General features: G+C 65.5%; 14 protein-coding genes. 7 read left to right on the forward strand and 7 right to left on the reverse strand.

All coding sequences use genetic code 11. From position 1 onward, the window contains the following. Nucleotides 1-320 precede the first annotated feature (320 nt). Genes ACO2SS_RS22355 through ACO2SS_RS22375 form a run of 5 tightly spaced genes read left to right on the forward strand, consistent with a single transcriptional unit; the run spans nt 321 to nt 5,627 of the window. Nucleotides 321-2,672 (forward strand): TonB-dependent receptor, encoded by a 2,352-nt coding sequence (locus ACO2SS_RS22355; RefSeq protein ID WP_423280039.1) that lies wholly within the window; start codon nt 321-323, stop codon nt 2,670-2,672. Between the two features lie 30 nt (nt 2,673-2,702). Then, nucleotides 2,703-3,434: a DUF4198 domain-containing protein gene (locus ACO2SS_RS22360; protein ID WP_423280040.1), complete on the forward strand. Its 732-nt coding sequence runs from the start codon at nt 2,703-2,705 to the stop codon at nt 3,432-3,434. After that, on the forward strand, nt 3,431-3,712 hold the full coding sequence (locus ACO2SS_RS22365; RefSeq protein ID WP_423280041.1) for a DUF3649 domain-containing protein: 282 nt from the start codon (nt 3,431-3,433) through the stop codon (nt 3,710-3,712). Before ACO2SS_RS22360 ends, ACO2SS_RS22365 begins: the two co-directional genes overlap by 4 nt. Further along, nucleotides 3,697-5,352: a PepSY-associated TM helix domain-containing protein gene (locus tag ACO2SS_RS22370; protein ID WP_423280042.1), complete on the forward strand. Its 1,656-nt coding sequence runs from the start codon at nt 3,697-3,699 to the stop codon at nt 5,350-5,352. Before ACO2SS_RS22365 ends, ACO2SS_RS22370 begins: the two co-directional genes overlap by 16 nt. Then, nucleotides 5,349-5,627: a DUF3325 family protein gene (locus ACO2SS_RS22375; protein WP_423280043.1), complete on the forward strand. Its 279-nt coding sequence runs from the start codon at nt 5,349-5,351 to the stop codon at nt 5,625-5,627. The genes ACO2SS_RS22370 and ACO2SS_RS22375 overlap by 4 nt, the downstream gene beginning before the upstream one ends. A gap of 66 nt (nt 5,628-5,693) precedes the next feature. On the opposite strand, the gene ACO2SS_RS22380 is transcribed toward ACO2SS_RS22375, so the two are convergent. From ACO2SS_RS22380 to ACO2SS_RS22410, 7 genes are all read right to left on the reverse strand, one after another. Beyond that, nucleotides 5,694-5,894, reverse strand: coding sequence for a hypothetical protein (locus ACO2SS_RS22380; RefSeq protein ID WP_423280044.1), 201 nt, complete (start codon nt 5,892-5,894; stop codon nt 5,694-5,696). Between the two features lie 84 nt (nt 5,895-5,978). After that, complete coding sequence (locus ACO2SS_RS22385) at nt 5,979-6,875, reverse strand: peptidylprolyl isomerase (RefSeq protein WP_423280045.1); 897 nt, start codon at nt 6,873-6,875, stop codon at nt 5,979-5,981. Then, nucleotides 6,872-7,645, reverse strand: coding sequence for a respiratory nitrate reductase subunit gamma (narI, locus tag ACO2SS_RS22390; RefSeq protein WP_423280046.1), 774 nt, complete (start codon nt 7,643-7,645; stop codon nt 6,872-6,874). The genes ACO2SS_RS22385 and narI overlap by 4 nt, the downstream gene beginning before the upstream one ends. Continuing rightward, entirely contained in the window at nt 7,638-8,345 is a 708-nt protein-coding gene (gene narJ, locus ACO2SS_RS22395) for a nitrate reductase molybdenum cofactor assembly chaperone (RefSeq protein ID WP_423280047.1), read from the reverse strand. The genes narI and narJ overlap by 8 nt, the downstream gene beginning before the upstream one ends. Then, the gene (narH, locus tag ACO2SS_RS22400; RefSeq protein WP_423280048.1) at nt 8,342-9,868 is read right to left on the reverse strand and encodes a nitrate reductase subunit beta; all 1,527 of its coding nucleotides are present in this window, start codon (nt 9,866-9,868) and stop codon (nt 8,342-8,344) included. The genes narJ and narH overlap by 4 nt, the downstream gene beginning before the upstream one ends. Then, nucleotides 9,865-13,629: a nitrate reductase subunit alpha gene (locus ACO2SS_RS22405; protein WP_423280049.1), complete on the reverse strand. Its 3,765-nt coding sequence runs from the start codon at nt 13,627-13,629 to the stop codon at nt 9,865-9,867. The genes narH and ACO2SS_RS22405 overlap by 4 nt, the downstream gene beginning before the upstream one ends. Then, nucleotides 13,626-16,358: a nitrate/nitrite transporter gene (locus ACO2SS_RS22410; protein ID WP_423280127.1), complete on the reverse strand. Its 2,733-nt coding sequence runs from the start codon at nt 16,356-16,358 to the stop codon at nt 13,626-13,628. Before ACO2SS_RS22410 ends, ACO2SS_RS22405 begins: the two co-directional genes overlap by 4 nt. A gap of 531 nt (nt 16,359-16,889) precedes the next feature. Here ACO2SS_RS22410 and ACO2SS_RS22415 point away from each other — a divergent pair. Beyond that, nucleotides 16,890-18,284: an efflux RND transporter periplasmic adaptor subunit gene (locus tag ACO2SS_RS22415; protein ID WP_423280050.1), complete on the forward strand. Its 1,395-nt coding sequence runs from the start codon at nt 16,890-16,892 to the stop codon at nt 18,282-18,284. Between the two features lie 107 nt (nt 18,285-18,391). Continuing rightward, nucleotides 18,392-21,523 (forward strand): efflux RND transporter permease subunit, encoded by a 3,132-nt coding sequence (locus ACO2SS_RS22420; protein WP_423280051.1) that lies wholly within the window; start codon nt 18,392-18,394, stop codon nt 21,521-21,523. The last annotated feature ends 1,188 nt before the right edge of the window (nt 21,524-22,711 follow it).

The following is a 22,711-nucleotide window of genomic DNA, read 5'->3' on the forward strand; positions in this document are numbered from 1 at the left end:
CCCGCCGGCAACCAAGAGTAAGTGCCCTAGCCAGAGTACAAGAATTGGAAAAATTCCAATCAGGCTTGAATTAGAACGAATACAAACTTCAATGTCCCTTCTTTGGAACTGTTGTATCTAGAAATCCACGTTGATTGCTTGCAGAATCTCTTTCCTCTGCTACAGCCCAAATCCCGGCCTTTCTTGCTGCCCGTTCGCTAATTCTCTGCGTGACGGGCGCACCTGGCCATCTCGGACTGTTCCAGGGATTCAGAGGTATGCACCGCGTTCACGGCAGGGTAGGGCCGCATCTGGAGGGCTGTGGACCCGGCCGATCGAAGGTGAAACCCGAGGCCCGCATCTCCCGTCTGGGGCAGGCCCTGGGAACTGCCGGCTTTGCGACCGGCAGCGTCCTTGCGGGCGCTCTCCTGATTTCTCCGGCTGCTGCCCATATCGGGGATCGTCCGGCCGTTTCGGCGGCGGCGCTGCTGGGACCGGGTGCCCTCCAGTCCGAAAGTGCCGCTCCGCTGCGCGACGAGGCACTCCGCCTCCAGCAGCGTGCAGGCGCCCGCAAGCTGCGATTCGCGCAGGCCGCAGGAGCGACAACGGGCGTCGCGTCGGATGCCCAGGCGCTTCCGAGCATCGAGGTCTCGAGCGAGGGCGCGCGTCGCCCCGGCGACCTGCCCGCGCCCTATGCCGGCGGGCAGGTGGCGACCGGGGGCTCGCTGGGCATCCTCGGGACGCAGAACACGCTCAACACGCCGTTCAGCACCGTGAACTTCACGCAGAAGCTGATCGAGGACCAGCAGGCGCGCACCGCCGCCGACACGCTGATCAACGATTCGTCAGTGCGCATGACGACGGGCAGCAACGGCTTCGACGACACGTTCCAGATCCGCGGCTTCCAGGTTGGTTCCGGTGACGTGGGCTTCAACGGCCTCTACGGGCTGATCTCGTCGAACCGCGTGGCCACGCCGTATGTCGAACGGATCGAACTCCTCAAGGGACCAGCCGCCTTCATCAACGGCATCCCTCCGGGCGGCAGCATCGGCGGCAGCATCAACATCGTCACGAAGCGGGCGCTCGACGTTCCCCTCATGCGCGTGACGCCGTTCTTCATCAGCGCCGGCAGCTACGGCGTCCATGTCGACGCCAGCATGCGGGCCGGCGACAACAAGGAATGGGGCATCCGGTTCAACGGCGTCGGCCGCAACGGGGAGGCCTCGATCAAGGACGGAAACTGGCAGACTGGGCTCGGCGCCCTGTCGCTCGATTATCGCGGCGAGCGGCTGCGCTGGGCGCTCGATGCCATCTCCCAGAACGACGACACCAAAAACTTCCGTCCGCAGATGACGATCCAGTCGACGGTGCCGTTCATCCCGCGCGTGCCGAACCCGCGCGGCAACTGGTACCCGGGCACCCAGCTCAAGCAGCGGGACAACACGATCGCCTCCTTCGTCGAGTACGATCTGACGGAGTCGCTGACCGCCTATGCGGGCCTTGGCTACCGAAGCGGCCTGAACCTGCAGACCTTCCCCGATTCCCGCGTCGCCGGCTACTCCAGCGGCATGGACGCGCTCGGCAATTTCCGGCTCATCAACGCCTACTACGATTCCTACAGCAGCACGGTCAGCGGGAATGTCGGGCTGCGGGCGCGCTTCGACACAGGGCCCATCAATCACTCCCTGAATGTCGTGTTCACGGGCTTCAACGAGGAAGCCGGCAACGCCTATGTCGCGAACACGCCGGCGCAATCGGTCGCGTCGAACATCTACAATCCGTCGCCCCTGCCGGTCGTCACGGGGGTGCGCACCGATCCGCGACGTGCTTCGGAGACGACGCTCACGAGCGTTGCCCTCGCCGACACCATGTCGTTCTTCAACGACACCGTCCTGCTGACTGCTGGCGTTCGCCATCAGATGGTGAGGCAGCAGCAATACAGCACGACGACGGGCCTGAGGACGAGCAACTACAACGCCGAAGCAACGACCCCTCTGGCCGGCATCGTCATCAAGCCATGGGAGAATGTCTCGCTCTACGCGAACTACGCCGAGGGCCTTACCCGCGGCACCATCGTGGGGCCCGGCTACAGCAATGTCGGCGCCGTGCTGGCTCCCTACAAGTCGGACCAGCAGGAAGTCGGCATCAAGGTCGATTGGGGAACGATCACCACGACGGCCGCGCTCTTCCAGATCTCCCGGCCCAACCAGGTTCGGACGGCCACCAACGCCCTGGCCTATGACGGCGAGCAGCGGAACCGGGGCCTGGAGCTCTCGGCCTATGGCGAGGTCCTTCCCGGCCTGCGTGCCCTCACCAGCGTAACCTTCCTGCACCCTGAGCTGACGAAGCCGACCAATCCTCTCGAGCGCGGGAACGATGCAGCCGGCGTGCCGGACCTGACCGTCTCTGCCGGCCTCGACTGGGACACCCCCTGGGTGCCCGGCCTCGCCTTCAACGGCCGCGTGATCTACACGTCCGGCTCCTATCTCACGTCCGCCAACACGCTGCGCTTCCCCGACTGGACGCGCGTCGATCTCGGCGTTCGCTACGCGACTTCGGTCGACAATCGGCCAGTCACGATCCGGTTCAACGTCGAGAACGTCGCCGACAGCCGCTACTGGCTGACCACCGGAACCTTCGTCACCGTCGCGTCGCCCCGGACCTTCGTGCTGTCAGCCGCGATGGATTTCTGACCCCCACCCGCAATTCGACAAGAGCATCGCATGATCAAGCTATCCGTCGCCCTTGCCGCGCTGCTGAGCCTCGCCGGTCAGGCGCAGGCCCACCAGATCTGGATCGAGCAGCCGGAAGGGCAGAACGCCGTGATCCGGTTCGGCGAGTTCGGCGACAACCTTCGCGAGACGACGCCCGGGCTTCTCGACAAATTCGTGAAGCCGACGGGAAAACTCATCTCCGGCGGCAAGGGCGAGCAATCCTCCCCCGCAGCCAAGACGTCAAACGGCTTCATGCTGCCTTTCAAGGCCGGGCAGGGCGACAGCATCGTGGCGGAAGAGGCGGATTACCCGCTCTATGCCTGGAAGCGTGAGGGCAAGGACACGACCAACCGGTACTATCCGGCCGCCCGGTTCATCACGAGCTTCGCCGAGCAGCAGCCCGCGCTGACGCTCGACCTCGTGCCGGCCGGGGAGCCGGGACGGTTCAAGCTCCTGTTCAAGGGGCAGCCCCGCGCCAAGACGAAGGTCACGCTGGTCACGCAGTCCGGGTGGGCCAAGGAGGCCCAGACGGACGAGCAGGGCCTCGTCTCGTTCGACCTGCCCTGGCAGGGGACATACGTGGCCGAGGTCAGCGTCGATGACCGGACGCCCGGCGAACGCGCGGGCGCCCAGGGCAGCGAGAAGTTCGACGGGACGAGCTACGCCACGACGCTGACCTATGTCAGCCCGAACGGCCTGCCCGCGGTCCCGGCCGGCCCGGCGGCCACGCCGAACAAGTGAGCTCCGTCGCGCACCGGGCCGCTCGCGTCGGCCCGCTGCTGTCGCGGATCGTAGCCGCCCTGTTCGGCGGCTACGCGCTGGCCGCGCTCGCGAGCGTCGCTGTGCTGGCCTTGCCGATCAGCAAGCCGCAAGCCGTGATCACGGGGATGCTGGCGAGCTTCGCCATCTATGCCGGCGGCGTGATCTGGGTCTTCGCGGTGCGCAGCGCCCTGCGCGCGTGGCTCGGCCTCGCGGCAGTGGCAGCGCCGCTCCTGGCGGCCGCATGGACCGTGTGGTGACGATGAACCGCGAGCCGATGGAGGACGAACCTCGCCTTTCCGGGCGCGGCATCCGGCAGAGCATGTCGGACCTGCACACCTGGGCGGGTCTGCTGTTCGGCTGGATCCTTTTCGCCATGTTCCTCACGGGGACAGTGGCCTATTTCAAGGACGAGCTATCGCAGTGGATGCGGCCGGAGCTGCCTTATCAGGCGCAGGTTCCGGATCAGGCCGAAGTGGCCCAGCGGGTCGCCGACGAACTCGGCAGGCTCGTGCCCGGCAGCTCCCAATGGAGCATGAAGCTCCCCGATGCGCGCAACAACAGCGTCTACGCGTTCTGGCGGACGCCCGCCCGCACCGCCGGCGGGCGCGGCTTCGGGGAGGGGCACTTCGATCCCGCCACCGGCCAGAAGGTGGGCTCCCGAGAGACGCAGGGCGGGGACTTCTTCCTCCGCTTCCACTTCCAGTTCCACTACCTGTCGGCGCTCTGGGGGCGTTGGATCGCGGGCGCCGCGGCGATGTTCATGCTGGTGGCGATCATCAGCGGCGTGATCACGCACAAGAAGATCTTCACCGACTTCTTCACCTTCCGCTGGGGCAAGGGGCAGCGCTCATGGCTCGACGCGCATAACGCGCTCTCGGTGTTCGGCCTGCCGTTCCACCTGATGATCACCTATACGGGGCTGGTCACGCTGATGGCCATGTACGTTCCCTGGGGGGAGCGCGCAGCGATCAAGACGCCCGCCGAGCGCCAGCAACTCACCGCCGAGCTCAGCGTCTTCATCCAGCCCGGCAAGGCTAGCGGCCAGGCGGCGCCACTCGCCTCGATCGAGGACATGGTCCGCCAGGCCCAGGAACGCTGGGGCCGGGACAATGTCGGCCGCGTGACAGCCGTGCATCCCGGGGACGCGGCCTCCCGGGTCGCGGTGGCGCGCGGGGAGGCCGGCCGCGTCTCTATGAGCCCGCAATACATGGAATTCGAGGGTGCCACCGGGAAGCTGCTTGGGATCCGCGACACGGTCGGGGCCGCCGCCGAGATACGCGGCGTGATGTACGGGCTCCATCTCGGCCGCTTCAGCGACACCGTGACGAGATGGCTCTACTTCCTGGTGAGCCTTGCCGGGACCGCCATGGTGGGAACGGGAATCGTGATGTGGACGGTGAAGCGGCGGCAGAAGCTGCCCGACCCGGATCGGCCGCATTTCGGCTTCCGCCTCGTGGAGCGGCTGAACATCGCCGGCATCGCCGGCCTGTCGATCGCCATGGCCGGATTTCTCTGGGCCAACCGCCTGCTCCCGAAGGATCTGACGGGGCGCGCGGACTGGGAGATCCACGTCTTCTTCCTGGTCTGGGCCGCGGCACTCGCGCATGCTGCCCTGCGCCCGCCGAAGCGGGCCTGGCTCGAGCAGCTCTGGACGGCAACCGCCTTGCTGGCGCTTGTGCCCGTCCTGAACGCCGTGACGACCGACCGGCCGCTCTGGCACAGTATCGCGCAGGGGGACTGGATCTTTGCCGGCACGGACCTCCTGTGCTTGGCGCTGGCCGGGCTCCACGCGATGCTCGCCATACTCACCGCGCGGCACCGGCCGAAGGCTCGCCCCCGCCGAGATGCCAACCGGGTGCCGAAAGCTGACGCCACGTTGGCCGGGACGGCAGCATGAGCCATCTGACGGCGCTCCTGCTGAGCCTCGCCGGCTTCGGCGGATTGGCGCTCGCGACGGATCGGCAGCAGCAGATGGTCCTCGAAAGGCCGCTGCCGTCAGCGGCGAAACTTGGGGTCCGCGTTGCGGCGGCGTGCTCGCTGGCGCTGGCCCTGGCGGTCCTTGCAGGCGGGCACGGATGGGGGCTCGGCCTCGTCATGTTCAGCGGCCACACAAGCCTGGCTGCCGGCCTCGTCTATTGCGCCCTGCTCGCCTACGGCCGATTCCGAAGCTGATTGGGCAGGGTTGCACGCCGAGGAAAACGTGGTGCGGAGACCGCCGACGACCGCATCCTGGTGCAGCTACCCGAACACCAGGACAAGGGATGCCGCGATACAGACAAGGAACACGATCGCCCACACCCAGTCCCAGAACGCGCTGTTCGGCTTGCGTACGGAGATGCTTTCCAGGGGAGCCTGCGTCGAACTGGTGTCGGTCGAGCGGTCGATTTCCGAACGCATCGCGGCGTTGATCTGGGAATCTTTCGCCGGTCGGTCAGGCATGACGTCATCCCTCCAGCTGTGGGTTCCGGGCACATGACCGCCTGCCCGAGCCTGGCCGTCCGGAGCCTGGCCGATGCATGCCAGCTACTCGACCCCCGGTGCCTCGAGCGCCACGCCCTCGATCTTCGCCCCTTCCGCGAGGCGTAGGATGTAGGCGGCGGTGTTCATGGTCCAGGCGCGGGCCTCCAGCATGTCCGCGATCTTCCCGGCCACCATCTCGAACGGAAGAACCCTGCCCGTGATGGTCCGCTGGTGCCGCAGCACATGCCAGCCGAAGCGCGAGCGGATCGGAATGCGTGACGTCGTGGACTCGGGCAGGGCCTCCAGCGCGCGCTGGATTTCGGCAACGAGATCCCCACGGCGCACCTGGCCCAGGGAGCCGTCCTGCTGCGCGGTCGGACAGGAGGAGAATTCCCGCGCGGCGGCTGCGAAAACCGTGGGATCGTCCCCGATCTCCTCCGCGATCGCCCGGGCCTTCGCCTCCGCCTCGCGCCATCCCTCCGCATCGTCCGAGGCCGGTTCGAACAGGATGTGTGATGCCTCGATAAGGTCGGCTGTGCGGAAGCGGTGGAGGTTCGCGTCGTAATATCTCCGGCATTCCGGCTCGCCCGCTTTGGGCGGGGCGAGCGCCTGGTCGAGGAGTGTCCGGATCATGGCCTCCTCCGCGGTTTCCGCACGTCCCGCTTCGTCGCGCTCGGGATGCACCGACAGCCCCGCGGAGTGGGCCGCCTGGAGCATCAGCTCGCGCACCACGAGCGCCTGGGCTGCGGCCTTCCAGGCCGTATCTCCGTCGGGCGCGGCGTGATGCTGGATCTCGCGTGCGATCGCTCCCGCCTCGATCTCCACGCCGTTGACGGAAACCCGGCCATGAGGCGGGATCGGAGCTTGCGGCTTTGCCGCGGAGGCGCAACCGCAGCCGCTGCCGCAGCTGCTCGGGATCTGCGTATCAGCGCGATGGTCAATGTTCAGGGTCGTGCTCATTGCGCGCTCTCCGCGTGCGCCCGGCTCATCGAGGCGGAGCCGCTCGTCGCCCCGAGGAGCGTGTTGCGGGCTCCCACCGGCACGCTCCGCCGCATCCGCACAACCTGATAGCCCGGCCGGAACAGGTACCAGACCGGTGCGCTGAAGGCGTGGACGAGCCGCGTGAACGGCGTGATGAGGAAGATTGTGAGCCCGATCACGATGTGCAGCCGATAGATGAAGCCCGTATCCAGCAGGAGCTCCGACGCGCCCGGCTGGAAGGTGATCAGGCCCTGGGCCCACCCCATGAAGCGCACCATCTCGTGGCCGTCGAGCCCCTGCAGGGTCCAGTAGAACGACGCGATACCGACGACCAGTTGCAGCCAGATCAGCGACAGGACGAGAATGTCGCCGATCGAGGAACTGCGCCGGATCCTAGCGTCGAAGAGCCGGCGATGCAGAAGGAGGGAACTCCCGACCAAGGCCGCGATCCCGGCGATTCCCCCGATCGTGACGGCCATGAGTTGCTTGGCCGTGTGCGTGATGCCGAAGGTCTCGAAAATGGTGATGGGCGTGAGAAGACCCACGAAATGGCCCACGAGGATGACCAGGATGCCCAGGTGAAAAAGGTTCGAGCCGATCAGCATCTGCTTGCGACGCAGGAACTGCGAGGATTCCGATCGCCAGGAATACTGCCCCCTGTCGAACCGCAGAATGCTGCCGAAGAACATGACCGTCACGGCGAGGTACGGGTACCAGCCGAACAGGAGATAGTTTACGACCTCACGCATGCCCGCCTCCCTTCGCTTGCGCCACCGCGTCGCGCTGGACGGCGCGCAGGCGCGTCATCAGCCTGGACGGCTGCGTCGCTTCCCCGAGGGGCGCATTGAAATTGACCGGAGCATCTTCCCACGCCTGGTCGATCTCCTCCGGAGTGACCGGGTCCTGGTGGTCGCTGAGGCCCCGAATGTCCTCGGCAGTGGGCGCTCTCCGCGACAGGACCAGGAGGCACTCAAACACGCCGGCATAGCGGCTTTCCCGGTTGCCGAGGCGCTCGGCTAGAGCGGCCAGCACATGAGCCGGTTGGGACAGCCAGGTTCGCGCCTCTTCCTCCGGCAGGATGGAGAGAAACTCCAGGAACATCGGCAGGTAGTCGGGCAACTCGGCCCGTTCCATCATGAAGCCTTGCGCGAGATAGGACTGCCCCAGATCGATCATCGCCTGACCGCGCTCGCGACTGTCGCCGTGGACGTGTTCGAAGAGATGAAGCGACAGCGAGCGGGAACCGTCGAAGAGATCGCAATAATCCGACTGAAGATCGTAGATGCTGTCTGTCTCGAAGGCGCGAAAGAGGGGCTCGAGCTGATCCAGGAGATCTTCCGGAAGCAGCGCATCCTCGTGCAGGGCAGACCGGATGACGCCGATGTTCGCCTGGATATCCTCGCTCGGGTAGGCGGTGAGCGCCGAGAGAGCGCGCAGCGTGTACCTCATAGCGGAACATCCATGTAGGGCTTCCGCGGCGTCGCCTTGGCGCCCCCGAACAGGTTCGTCCGGGTCGCGCCGTTGGTCGGTTCGTCGAAGGAGAAGCCGGTCGAGCCGCGCAGGTGATAGGCGTTCTCGTCCACCTCGCGGTGCGTCGTCGGGATGACGTAGCGGTCCTCGTAGGCCGCCAGCGCCATGTAGCGGTACATCTCCTCGACCTGGGGAACCGAGAGACCGACCTCGCCGGGGATCGCCTCGTCGATGCGCCCGTCGACCGTCTTCGCCCGCATGAAGGCCCGCATGGCGAGCATGCGCTTCAGCGCCATGACGATGGGGTCCTCCTGGCCCGCCGTCAGCATGTTGGCGAGATACCGCATGGGAATGCGCAGACTCTCGACGTCGGGCATCCCGTTCTTCGCCGAGATCTTGCCCGCCTCGGCGGCCGATTGGATCGGCGACAGCGGCGGGACATACCAGACCATCGGAAGCGTGCGGTATTCAGGATGAAGCGGGAACGCGACCCGCCAGTCCATCGCCATCTTGTAGACCGGCGACAGGGTAGCGGCATCCAGCCATTCCTCCGAAATGCCGTCGAGAAGCGCCTGCTCGCGCACGGCGGCGTCGTTGGGATCGAGAAAGATCGAAAGCTGCGCTTTGTAGAGGTCGGCGGTGTCCTCGGCGGAGGCGACCTCCTCGATGCGGTCCGCATCGTAGAGCATGACGCCGAGATAGCGGATCCGCCCCACGCAGGTCTCGGAGCAGACTGTCGGCTGTCCAGCCTCGATGCGCGGAAAGCAGAAGACGCATTTCTCCGATTTTCCCGACGACCAGTTGTAGTAGATTTTCTTGTAGGGGCAGCCGGAGACGCACATGCGCCAGCCGCGGCACTTCTCCTGATCGATTAGAACGATGCCGTCTTCCTCGCGCTTGTAGATCGCGCCGGACGGACAGGAGGCCACGCAGGACGGATTGAGGCAATGCTCGCAGAGGCGAGGCAGATACATCAGGAAGGTCTTCTCGAACTGACCGTAGACCTCCTTTTCCACGCCCGCGAAGTTGTAATCCTGCGATCGGCGGGAAAACTCGCCGCCGAGATCGTCCTCCCAGTTGCCCGACCACTCGATCTTGCTGAGAGCCTCGCCGGTGATCAACGAGCGGGGCTTGGCCGATGGTTGCGCCTGCAGTTCCGGCGAGTGCTGCAACCATCCGTATTCGAACGTGTAAGGCTCGTAGAAATCATCGATCTCCGGCAGGTCCGGATTTGCGAAGATCTTCGACAGGACCCGCCACTTCGCGCCGATCTTCGGCTCGATGCGGCCATTGGCCTTGCGCACCCAGCCGCCTTTCCAGCGCTGCTGGTTTTCCCAATCCTTCGGGTAGCCAATTCCAGGCTTGGATTCGACGTTGTTGAACCATGCGTATTCGACACCCTCCCGATTGGTCCAGACATTTTTGCAAGTTATCGAGCAGGTATGGCAGCCGATACACTTGTCTAGATTGAGAACCATCCCAATCTGCGCGCGCACTTTCATTTGACGGCCTCCAAGGACTGGTTCTTCTTGCCCCAATCGGCAGCGAACCGGTTGTCATCGCCGTCTTCGACAACTTTGTCGAACCAGTTCACCTCGTTCATCTTGCGGATGACCACGAACTCGTCGCGGTTCGCGCCGACTGTCCCGTAGTAGTTGAAGCCGTAGGCAAACTGGACATAGCCGCCGATCATGTGGGTCGGCTTCATGTTGATGCGCGTGATCGAGTTGTGCACCCCGCCGCGCTGGTTCGTGATTTCGGAGCCGACCGTGTTCACGATCTTTTCCTGAGCGTGGTACATGATGGCGGAGCCCTGCATGACGCGCTGGGACACGATCGCTCGGGCGGTCACCGCCCCGTTCACGTTGAACGCTTCGATCCAGTCGTTGTCCTCGATGCCGGCTTTCGCGGCGTCCACCTCGCTGATCCAGATCGTCGGACCTCCGCGATTGAGGCTGAGCATCAGGAGGTTTTCGGTGTAGCTGGAGTGGATGCCCCACTTCTGGTGCGGCGTCAGGATATTGAGCTGAATCTCCGGATTGCCGTTCGGCAGCTTGCCGGCGACCTGTGCCACCGTCCTGGTGTCTATGGGCGGACGCCACGTGACGAAACCTTCGCCGAAGGCAAGCATCCACTGGTGGTCGAGGAACAGCTGCTGCCGTCCGGTCAGCGTGCGCCAGGGTATGAGTTCGTGGACGTTGGTGTAGCCTGAATTGTAGCAGACGTGCTCGCTTTCCAGCCCCGACCAAACCGGTGACGAGATGATCTTGCGCGGCTGTGCGACGACATCACGGAAGCGGATCTTCTCCTCTTCTTTCCCAAGGGCGAGATGCCTGTGGCTGCGGCCCGTGGCCTTGCTCAGAGCCTCCCAGGCCTTCACGGCGACTTCGCCGTTCGTCTCGGGCGCCAGCATCAGGACTGTCTCGCAGGCGTCGATCTCGGTCACGACCTTCGGCCTCCCCGAGGTCGGCCCCTCCTCGACGCGACCATTGAGCTTCCCGAGGAGTGCGATCTCGTGCCTAGTGTCCCAGTTCAGCCCCTTGGTGCCGTTTCCGTGTTCGTCGAGGACCGGCCCAACGGACGTGAACCGTGCATAGGTGGCCGGATAATCGCGCTCGACCGCGGCGATGCTTGCCATGGTCAGGCCCGGTACGGGTTCCGTCTCTCCTCGCCCCCAGTCGAGCGCAGCATAGGGCTGGGCAAGCTCGGTGGCCGTGTCATGCTGGATGGGCGTGAGCACGATGTCCTTCTCTACGCCCAGTTCGCCTTCGGCGAGCCGTGAGAAGGTCTGCGCAATGGTCCGGAAGATGTCCCAGTCGCTCCGCGCCTCCCACAGCGGATCCACCGCGGCCGTGAGCGGGTGGATGAAGGGATGCATGTCGGAGGTGTTGAGGTCGTGCTTCTCGTACCAGGTCGCGGTCGGCAGCACGATGTCCGAGTAGAGGCTCGTCGTGGACATCCGGAAGTCGATGTTCACCATGAGGTCGAGCTTTCCCTTCGGAGCCTCCTCGCGCCACGTCACTTCCTTCGGGCGGATCCCGTCCTCGTTTCCGACCACGCCGTGCTGCGAGCCGATGAGGTGTTTGAGGAAGTATTCGTGCCCCTTGCCGCTGGCCCCGAGCACGTTCGAGCGCCAGAAGAACATGTTCCGCGGCCAGTTCTGCGGCGCGTCCGGGTCCGCCATTGCGAGCTTCACCTCGCCCGACTTGAGCATTCCGGGCAGGACCGCGACGGGGTCTCCGCCGCGCGTCTCGATGTCCCGCGCCAGCTTCAGCGGGTTGGTGCCGAGCTGGGGCGCCCCGGGCAGCCACCCCATCCGCACCGCGCGCAGGTTGTAGTCGAGCATCGAGCCGGACCAGTCCCCGGCGGGTGCTGTCGGCGAGAGGATGTCCGAGACGTCGAGCGTCTCGTAGCGCCACTGGTCGGAGTGAGCGTAGAAGAAGGACGTCCCGTTCATCTGCCTTGGCGGGCGGGTCCAGTCCGTCGCGAAGGCCAGCGGCAGCCATCCGGCTTGCGGGCGAAGCTTCTCCTGGCCGACGTAGTGAGCCCATCCCCCGCCCGACTTGCCGACGGTCCCGCACATGACGAGCAGCGCGATGATGCCGCGATACGTCATGTCCATGTGGTACCAGTGGTTGATGCCGGCCCCGACGATGGCCATGGCGCGGCCGTTCGTCTTCTCGGCGGTCTCTGCGAACTCGCGGGCCGTCTGCAAGATGGCCTGGCGCGGTACGCCGCAGATGTGCTCGGCCCAGGCAGGCGTGAAGGGCACATCGTCGTCGTAGCTTTTAGCCACGTCGCCGCCGCCGAAGCCCCGGTCGAGGCCGTAATTGGCGCACATCAGATCGAAGACCGAAGCGACGCGGGCCTCGCCCTCCTTCAGGGGAACGCGGAGGACGGGCACATGGCGGGTCAGCACCTCCGGGTGGCTCGTGGACACGAAGCTCCCGGGCGCATTGCCGCCGAAATAGGGGAAGGAGATCGGGACGCGGTCGTCCTCGATTCCTGCCAGCGAGAGGCGGAGCCTCGCCTCCGCGCCACGCCCCTCCTTCTCCTCGAGGTTCCACTTCCCGGGGTCGCCCCAGCGGAAACCCGCCGAGCCGTGGGGGCAGACGATGTCGCCCTCCTCGCTCATGGCGACGGTCTTCCAGTCCGGGTTCTTCGCCTCGCCCAGGGCGTCGGCGAAATCCGCCGCGCGCAGGAAGCGCTCAGGGACGAGCCGGCCATCCTGCTCGACGATTTTCACGAGGAACGGCATGTCGCTGTAGCGGCGCGCGTAGTCTTGGAAGTACGGCACCTGCCGGTCGAGGTAGAACTCCTTCAGCACGACATGTCCGAGCGCGAGCGCGAGCGCCGTGTCCGTGCCCTGCTTGGGGTGAAGCCACATGTCGGCGAACTTGCAGGCCTCGCTGTAATCCGGCGAGACCACGACGCTCTTGGTGCCCCTGTAGCGGGACTCCGTGTAGAAGTGGGCGTCGGGCGAGCGGGTCTGCGGGATGTTGGATCCCCAGACGAGCAGGAATCCCGCATTGTACCAGTCGGCGCTTTCGGGAACGTCCGTCTGTTCCCCCCAGGTCTGCGGCGAGGACGGGGGCAGGTCGCAGTACCAGTCGTAGAAGCTCAGGCTCGTGGCGCCGAGGAGGGACAGGTAGCGCGACCCCGCCGCGTAGGAGATCATGGACATCGCGGGAATCGGCGAGAAGCCGACGATGCGGTCCGGCCCGTATTCCTTGATGGTGTGGATGTTGGCCGCCGCGATGATCTCGGAGACCTCGTCCCAGGCGGCGCGCACGAAGCCGCCGCGCCCGCGGCGCGTCACCCAGCTCGATCGGGCCTCCGGGTCCGCAACGATCTTGCGCCAGGCATCGACCGGCTCGAGCGACCGGCGCGCCTCGCGCCAGGCCTTCAGCAGCCGTCCGCGGACGAGCGGGTATTTCACGCGCGTGCCGGAATACAGGTACCAGCTGTAGCTCGCGCCCCGGGGACAGCCGCGCGGCTCGTGGTTCGGCAGGTCCGGCCGCGTACGGGGGTAGTCGGTCTGCTGCGTCTCCCAGGTGACGATGCCGCCCTTGACGTAGATCTTCCAGGAGCAGGACCCGGTGCAGTTCACGCCGTGGGTGGAGCGCACGATCTTGTCCGACGCCCAGCGCTTCCGATAGGCGTCCTCCCAGGCGCGAGGCTCGTCTGTCGTGATGCCCCAGCCTTCGGAGAATTTGTCGCGTCGCTGGCGGAAGAACGTCAGCCGGTCCAGAAAGTGGCTCATGCGCGTTGCTCCGTCGTCCTGAAGAGCCCGCGCGGCCCGGTATAGAAATACCAGGTGGCGAAAGCGCAGGTGATGAAGAAGAGGGCGAAGCCATAGAGCGCAGCATCCGCCGTGCCCGACGCCTCGATCGAGGTGCCGAGCGTCTTCGGGATGTAGAAGGCGCCGTAGGCCGCGATCGCGGAGATGAAGCCGGTGATCGCCGCGCTCTCGCGCTCAGCCTCGTGGCGCCGCTCCTCCGCGCTCATCCCGGGTTCCGCGTCCACGACGCGCGCCATGATCCCCGGCACCATCTGGAACGTGGAGGCATTGCCGATCCCGCTCGCAAGGAAGAGCAGGAGCGTCATGGCGAAGAAGAAGGGGAAGCTCTGCATCCCGAGCGCCACGATCATGAGGATTGTCGCGATCGTCATCACGATGAAGACCCAGAAGCTGACGCGCTCGCCGCCTAGCCGGTCGGACAGCCCGCCCGAGAATGCGCGCGACAGCGCGCCGACGAGCGGCCCGATGAAGGCGAAGCGCAGGACGTCGATGTCCGGAAAGACCAGACGCGTGAGCAGCGGAAAGGCGGCCGAGACCCCGATGAAGGTGCCGAATGTGCCCGTGTAGAGCCAGCACATCACCCAGGTGTGCAGGCGCCGGAAGATCACCGCCTGCTCGGTGAAGGACGCCTTGGCCGAGCCGATATCGTTCATGCCGAACCAGGCGAGGATCACGCCGACGCTGACCAGCGGCACCCAGAAGAAGCCGGCATTCTGCAGCCATATCGGCGTGCCCTGCGCGGTGGTCTGCGGGCCGCCCGCGAGATAGCCGAACAGGCTCATCGAGACGACGATCGGCACCACGAGCTGCATGAAGCTGACGCCGAGGTTCCCGATGCCGGAATTGATGGCGAGCGCGCGCCCCTTCTCCTTCTTGGGGAAGAAGAACGAGATGTTGGCGACAGACGAGGCGAAGTTGCCGCCGCCGAATCCGCACAGGAGCGCAAGCGCCAGAAAGACGAGATAGGGGGTTTGGGGATTCTGCACCGCGTAGCCGATGCCGAAGGCCGGGATCAGCAGCGAGGCCGTCGATACCGCGGTCCACAATCGCCCGCCGAAGATCGGCACGAGGAAGGAATAGAAGATGCGGAGCGTCGCACCCGAGATGCCTGGGATGGCGGCAAGCCAGAAGAGCTGGTTCGGCGTGAAGTCGAAGCCGACCGCAGGCAGGCGCGCCACGACGATGCTCCAGACCTGCCAGACCGCGAAGGCCAGCGCGAGGCAATAGGTCGAGATCCAGAGATTGCGCCGCGCGATGCGTCGCCCGGTCTGCTCCCAGAAGACGGGATCCTCCGGCCGCCAGTCGGTGAGAAGGTAGTCTTCCTTCGCCTGGCGTTCCGGCGCCTGGAGTTCGCCGGCCACCCGCGCCGGTGCCGCGGCGGGTATCGCTCCGGCTCCACGCTGCGCCGCCGCGAGACCGCTCGGTGCGAAGGTCGCCGCGCCGGTGGCCGCACTCCGCTCCAGGCCCTGAATGGCGACATGCATCCAGATGAGGGACGCGGTCACGACCAGGAACAGGAGGGCGAAACAGGCCGTACGGATGCCGATCAGGTCCTCGAGCACCCCGAAGGCCAGCGGCAGCAGGAAGCCACCCAGGCCGCCAATCATCCCCACGAGGCCGCTGACCGCGCCGACCTGTTCCGGATAGTAGACCGGCACGTGCTTGAAGACGGCGGCCTTTCCCAGGCTCATGAAGAAGCCCAGCACGAACATGATCACCAGGAACGGCACGAGATCCATGCTCGTCGAGAAGGTGATCGGCCCGTTGATGCCCTGGATGATGTAGGTTGTCGGTGGGTAGGACAGCATGAAGGTGCAGACGACGCCGACACCGAATGTCCAGTAGAGCACCGCGCGTGCGCCGTAGCGGTCGGAAAGCGATCCGCCATAGATGCGAAAGATGCTCGCCGGGACCGAGTAGAAGGCGGCCAGCATGCCGGCGGTCTTGATCGAAAGACCGTAGACTTCGATCAGGTAATGCGGGAGCCAGAGCGAAATCGCAACGAACCCGCCGAAGACAAAGAAGTAGTACAGCGAGAAGCGCCACACCTGCGCGTGCGCCAGGACCCTGAACTGCGACAGGAACGGCTCGCGTGCGATCTGGGCACGGGCCTCGTCGCGCGGCTCGTCCTTGGTCAGCAGGAGAAAGATGACGGCGGAGATCGCGAGCCCGGCCGCCCAGACGTCGGCGACGCCGCGCCAGCCCATCGCGACCATGACCATGGGCGCCAGGAACTTGGTGACGGCCGCGCCGATGTTCCCGGCCCCGAAGATGCCGAGCGCCAGGCCCTGCTGCTCCCGCGGAAAGAAGCGGGACACATAGGGGACGCCGACGGAGAACGTACCACCCGAGAGCCCGACCAGTAGCCCGGCCAGCAGCATCTTCGGGTAGGTGTCGGCCCAGTTCAGCGCGTAGGTCGCGGCCGCGGATATGAACATCAGGGCCGCGAAGATCTTCCGGCCGCCGTACTTGTCGGTCCACACTCCCAGCACGATCCGCGACACGGAGCCGGAGAGGATCGGGATGCCTGCGAGGAGGCCGAACTGCGTCTCGGAGAGGCCGAGCTCGGACTTAATCCCGAGACCGATAATGGCGAAGATCGTCCAGACCGCGAAAGAAGCCGTGAAGGCAAAAGTGCTCGTCCACAGGACGCGATCAGCACCCTCAGCGACTTCAAAGGGACGAGCGATTGAAGTCGACAAACAGCTTCTCCGCCATCTGCGCCTCCTTAGGGAGGGGCGGGAAATTATTGATCTAGTCTAGAACCCATCGTATCTCGGAAGTCTAGCCCCGTTTACTGTTCCAAAACATACACAACGATCGGAACTACGGAGGGCAAGATCAGATCTTTGCTGGCTATAGAGCAGCGCCGCAGATCGACCCGCGCAGCGCTGTGGTGGCGCGGCCCCCAGTCCGGCATCTGGGCCGTCCGGTGAGCTTACGGCCCTCGAATTCAGCCGGCGACAGCCCCGGGTGGCGCCATTCTGACGCGGGAGTTGCGTTCGCGACGGCACCGGCGAATTCTAGCACTTCGCCGCGCATCAGGTACCGCGCTGCCGCTCTTGCCGGCGAAGATCCCGAGTGCGGCTTAGGCCTAACCGGCAACGAAAGTGCGTTCGGTCCTGGACTGAACTCGTCCTGCCGGAACGCTAGTCGATCCTGCTGTTTCTCCTGGGCTGGTTCAGACAAGCGGCGCGATGTCCGGCAGGTTCGAGATCCGCATGCGTGTAGTGCTCGCAGCACTATGCGCATTGTGTTTTCCCGCGGTCTCGACCGCGTTCGGGCAGGCCGGGCCGGCCGGCCCGCCTGCAGTGGGCGTCATTGCGGCTCAAACGGAGCCGATTACCCAGACAGAGCAGTTCATCGGCCGGATCGAAGCGGTGCAGCGCGTCGACGTCGTGGCCCGCGTGACGGCATTCCTGGACAAGCGATTCTTCGTCGAAGGCGCGGACGTGAAGGAAGGCGATCTGCTCTATCTTCTTGAGCAGGGCCCGTTCCAGGCGGCGGTCGCCGCGCAGCAGGCGCAGATCGCGCAGGTCGAAGCGCAACTGGAGAACGCGCGCCTCACCACGCAGCGAGCCAAGACCCTTCTCGGCGGGCCGGCCGGGCAGCAATCCACCTATGATGCGGCGCTCGCCAACCAGCGCGCCTTGGAGGCCCAAGTCGAGGCGGGCCAGGCTCAGCTCAAGGTAGCGGAGATCAATCTCGGCTACACGGAAATCCGCGCACCGATCAACGGCCAGATCGGACGTACCGCCCTCACGATAGGCAATGTGGTGGGGCCGAGCTCCGGCGTGCTGGCCACGATCATCAGCCAGGACCCGATGTACGTGACCTTCCCGGTTCCCGTCCGGGAGGCGATCGATCTGCGGGCGCGATATGCGCCGGCCGGCGGGTTCGACGCGGTATTGATCAGGGCGAGGCTCCCGGATGGGCGCCTTTACGACCACGCCGGGAAGCTCGATTTCGTCAACAACACGATTGCCACGAACACCGACACGATCCTGCTTCGCGGCGTGCTGCCGAATCCCCCGATCTTCAATCCGGCCCGGACACCCGTCACCGTCCGCGAGCTGACCGATGGCGAATTCGTGACCGTTCTCCTCGAAGGGGTCGAGCCGGTCGAAGTGGTCGCGATCCCCCGAGCAGCAGTGCTTGCCGACCAGCAGGGCAGCTACGTCTACGTGCTCGGGCCGGGGAACAGGGCCGAGGAGCGCCGAATCCAGCTTGGCCAGTCGACCACGACGGTCGCGGCAGTGACGAGCGGGCTGCGGGCCGGCGAGCAGGTGATCACGGAAGGACTTCAACGCGTCCGGGCGGGCGAGACGGTCATGCCTGGTCCCGCTGACGCGGCCCTTCAGAGGATGATGCGGGACTCGGCTCGAACCGGGATGATGCCGGCCGACTTCCAGGGCGGACAAGCTTCTGGAGGGGGCGCGGCGCGGAGAAGCGGCAGCGCAGGGCAGGCAGGTCCGGGAATGACGGGCGGCGAGGGAGGCGGCAAGCCGCCGGACGCCCCGGGTGCATCCGTGTCACCGCCGGCCGGGCAGGCTTCGGGAGGGGCTGCCGGCGGCGCGATACCGAGCGCCGGCAGCAGCCCGAGCAAGCGGCGTTAGCCCAGCATGGGACGCCGCCTGCCTCGCGCCGTCCCGTTCCCCGCTCCGCGGTCCGTCGTCCCGGATCGAACTCCGGTAGTCCCTGGTGATTTGGCCCGAGGCGCGTCATGATCTCGTCGATCTTCGTCGACCGCCCGCGGCTCGCGATCGTCATCGCGCTCGTCATCACGATCGCGGGTGGGTTGGCGCTGTTTCGGATCCCGGTCGCGCAGTTTCCTGACATCGTGCCGCCGCAGGTGAGCGTGTCGGCGAGCTACCCGGGCGCTTCCGCGGAGGTCGTCGAGGAAAGTGTCGCCCAGCCGCTCGAAGCACAGATCATCGGTGTCGACCGCATGATCTACATGAAGTCCACCAGCGCCAATGACGGCAGCTACAGCCTGTCGGTGAGCTTCGAGCTCGGCTCCGACCCGGACATCGATGCCGTCACTGTCAACAACCGCGTCCAGACCGCCCTGTCCCAGCTCCCCACCGAGGTGCAGCAGCAGGGCGTCGCGGTGGAGAAGAAGTCATCCGCGATCCTGCTCTTCCTCGTGCTCTACAGCGAGACGGGCGCGCAGGATCCGCTCTTCATCACGAACTACGCGATCATCAACATGCTGGACGATATCTCGCGTACGTCGGGAATCGGCCAGGCGAGCCTGTTCGCCAAGATGAATTACTCGATGCGCATCTGGTTCGATGCGCAGCGCCTGACGAGCCTGAACCTCGCCCCCTCGGACGTGGTGAGCGCGATCCGTGCCCAGAGCGTCCAGGCCCCGGTCGGCCGCATCGGGGCGCCTCCCATCACGGACGAGCAGCAGTTCCAGATGAACGTCCAGACGCAGGGTCGATTGTCGACCCCTGCGCAGTTCGGAGCGATCGTGCTGCGGACGAACCCGGACGGCTCCGCCTTGCGCGTCCGCGATGTCGCTCGGGTTGAGCTCAGTGCACAAAGCTTCGACAGCGAGTCCCGCCTCGATGGCCGCCCTGGCGTGCCGATCGGCATCTACCTTGCCCCGGGAGCCAATGCGGTGCGGGCCGCGACCGCCGTCAAGGCAACGCTGGAAAGGCTGTCGACGCGGTTTCCGGCGGGGCTGCGATACACGATCGTGCACGATTCGACGACCTTCGTGCAGGACACGATTTCCGAGGTGCTGCGGACACTGGCCGAGGCTTTCGTCCTCGTCGTGATCGTCGTGTTCCTGTTTCTCGGGAACCTGCGCGCGACCGTAATCCCTGCGGTCGCCGTGCCGGTGAGCCTGATCGGCACCTTCGCGGTGCTCTACGTGCTCGGCTACTCGGCCAACACGGTGTCGCTCCTCGCGATGGTGCTCGCCATCGGCATCGTGGTCGATGATGCGATCGTGGTCGTCGAAAACGTCGAGCGCGTGATGGAGGAGCGTCCGGAACTGTCCCCGCCCGAGGCGGCGAAGCTCGCCATGACGCAGATCACGGCGCCCATCATCGCCATCACGCTCGTGCTCCTGTCCGTCTTCGTTCCGATCGCCTTCATACCGGGCGTCTCGGGGACGCTGTTCCGGCAATTCGCCGTCACGATCAGCGCGGCGATGATGATCTCGGCGATCAACGCCCTGACCCTTTCGCCCGCGCTCTGCGGGGTATTCCTGCGCCCGACGGGCCCGCGGCGCGGCATCATGGGCCGGGTGCTCGGCGGGATCGACTGGGCGCGGGACCGTTATACGGCGGGCGTTCGCCGGCTCGTGCGCGTCTCGGCGCTCTCGCTCGTGGCGGTCCTCATCTTCGCGGGTGGCGTCTTCGGCCTCTCCCGGATCACCCCGGCCGGCTTCCTGCCGGAGGAGGATCAGGGTGCCTTCTTCGTCTCGGTCCAACTGCCCGACGGAGCATCGGTGGCCCGCACGAGCGCGGTCGTCGCGCAAGTCGAGACGCTCCTCAAGGACATGCCCGGCGTCAACCAGGTGCTCTCCATCATCGGGTTCTCGCTTCTGGACGGTGCCGCCGAGCCGAATGCCGCGTTCATGGTGGCGCAGCTCAAGCCCTTCGCCGACCGCCGGAGCGCCGCTGAGTCGGCGCGGGCCCTGATCGGGCGGACTTACGCCGCCGCAGCGCGGATCCAGCAGGCGACGGTGCTGCCGTTCAACCTGCCGCCGATCATCGGGCTCTCGACCAGCGGCGGCTTCGAGTACATGCTCGAGGCGCGGGAGGGCCAGGACCCGGCAGCGGTGGACGCCGTGATGCGCGGTCTCGTGGCGGCTGCGAACCGCGATCCGCAGCTCGCGCGCGTCTTCTCCACCTTCACGGCGTCGAATCCGTCGATCTTTCTCGATATAGACCGGACCAAGGCACAGGTGCTCGGGCTGACGCTCAGCGATGTGTTCAGTTCGCTCCAGGCGACGCTCGGCGGCGCCTATGTGAACAATTTCAACCTGTACGGCCGCACCTGGCAGGTGAACGTGGAGGGCGAGGCAGCCGACCGCGGCGACATCCGCGACCTCTGGAACATCTATGTCCGTGGCGGCTCGGGCCAGATGGTGCCGCTCCGCTCCATCGCGAGCGAGCGCATCGTGCTGGGGCCGCAGGTCCTCACCCGCTACAACAATTTCCGGGCCGTGACCGTGAACGGCAGCCCGGCACCCGGCGTCTCCTCCGGGGCCGCGATGACCGCGATGGAGCAGATCTCGGACCGGACCTTGCCGGCAGGCTACGGCTATGAGTGGACCGGGACCGCGTACCAGGAGCAGCAGGCCTCGGGGCAGACCTGGATCGTCCTCGGCCTCGCCTTCCTGTTCGCCTATCTGTTCCTGGTAGCTCTCTACGAGAGCTGGACGATCCCGATTCCGGTCCTCCTGTCCGTCGCGGTCGGCGCCTTTGGCTCCTACCTCGCCGTCAAGCTCGCCGGCCTGTCGCTCGACCTCTACAGCCAGATCGGCCTCGTGGTGTTGATCGCGCTCGCTGCGAAGAACGGCATCCTGATCGTCGAGTTCGCTAAGGACCAGCGGGAGGCCGGCGTGCCGATCAGGGAGGCGGCCATCATGGGCGCCCAGATGCGGTTCCGCGCCGTGATGATGACGTCCGCCGCCTTCATCCTCGGCCTCGTCCCGCTCGTGATCGCGACCGGCGCGGCCCAGATCAGCCGCCGCGACGTCGGAACCGCGGTCTTCGGCGGCATGATCGCCGCGAGCTCGATCGGCATCTTCCTCGTGCCCATGCTCTATGTCGTGTTGCAGACCCTGCGCGAGCGCGTGAAGTTCGGGAAGGCGACGCCGCGAGCAACCGCCTGACTACGGGCCCATCGATAGCATGTCCGATCAGTTGGTCGGGCTCTGGGCGTTGGCAGGCCCGGGGAACATGTGCACGTGGAAGCTCGCGTTCGTGGACTCCGGACGGAGGCGAGTTGATCTCCGCGCCGGAGCACCAGCGCTGCCTGAAGCTTAGGGCATCGGACCCCCGTGTCTGTCGATCGCCATCGACAGCAGTGCCGAACCGAGTTCTTAAATGATTGCGGCTTATGGGAGCCCCCGATCGGATGTCGTTTGAGATCGGCTCCGTCCACATCGCCACCGCCACCGCCGAGGTGACCGAGGGCTAAGCTCTACCTTCCTGTCTTGGCCTACGCCGAATGCGACGTTCCGGGCCATCTCGCGGCCGCCCTCAAGGGGCTAGGTCGCAATTCCACGGGCGCGCGTACTGAGACAGCGGCGCGGCCGCAGCGCAAGCGCTTCGCGCGTGCAAATAGGACCGTCAGAACATCCTGAGTGACCGCTAAGTCTGGTTCGAGAACCTACTCGGCCTCAATCTGGTCCGCCTCGCCGTCGTCCCAAGGCTTAGACCTAGAGCACGATCGCGCGCGGACCTGCTAAAAACTCGCGCAAATTCGTGGGGACGGGCCGCCACTCGCTGCGCGCAACTGCAGCAAAGGCAAGATTGCATAAAGGTAAGCAATTGCGGTGCGGTCTACATATCCCATTCAACCGGAGACACGAAGCACGTTTCGGGAAATAGTGCAGACATATCCTCGCGTAATGCGCAATTAATCGTGATGACAATGGTCGCATCACCGTAAAAGGGATCCATCATGCCTTGCCAAGCCGTGAAGTTGTAGAATTATCTGGGAATGGAGCAAACTCAGCAAGCTCAACTTCGCGAATAATAGGAATTTCTGTCCAAACACAGTCCGCCGATTTGCGCCAAGCTACTCGGTGGTTTATACCGTTGGCGGCTGATCGGTTCGGCAGTGCAGGAAGGTCGAGAAGGGTTCGATGGCATGGAGTGTCAAGATCCTGTTCGTTAAGGAAGACCTTTCGACTGGATTGCAGAAAGAGGTTGCCGATGGATCTGTGTCTACGAATGCAGCCTTTGAGGATGTTGTCAGGACATCCCAGCCCGATGCGATCGTTCTCAATCTCTCCTCCGTTGACACAGTCAGCGTCGGTGCGGAAGCCGTCCGGAAAGTCAGAAGCTTAACTGCG

The sequence above is a fragment of the Enterovirga sp. CN4-39 genome, assembly GCF_049446235.1.
Lineage (GTDB): Bacteria > Pseudomonadota > Alphaproteobacteria > Rhizobiales > Beijerinckiaceae > Enterovirga.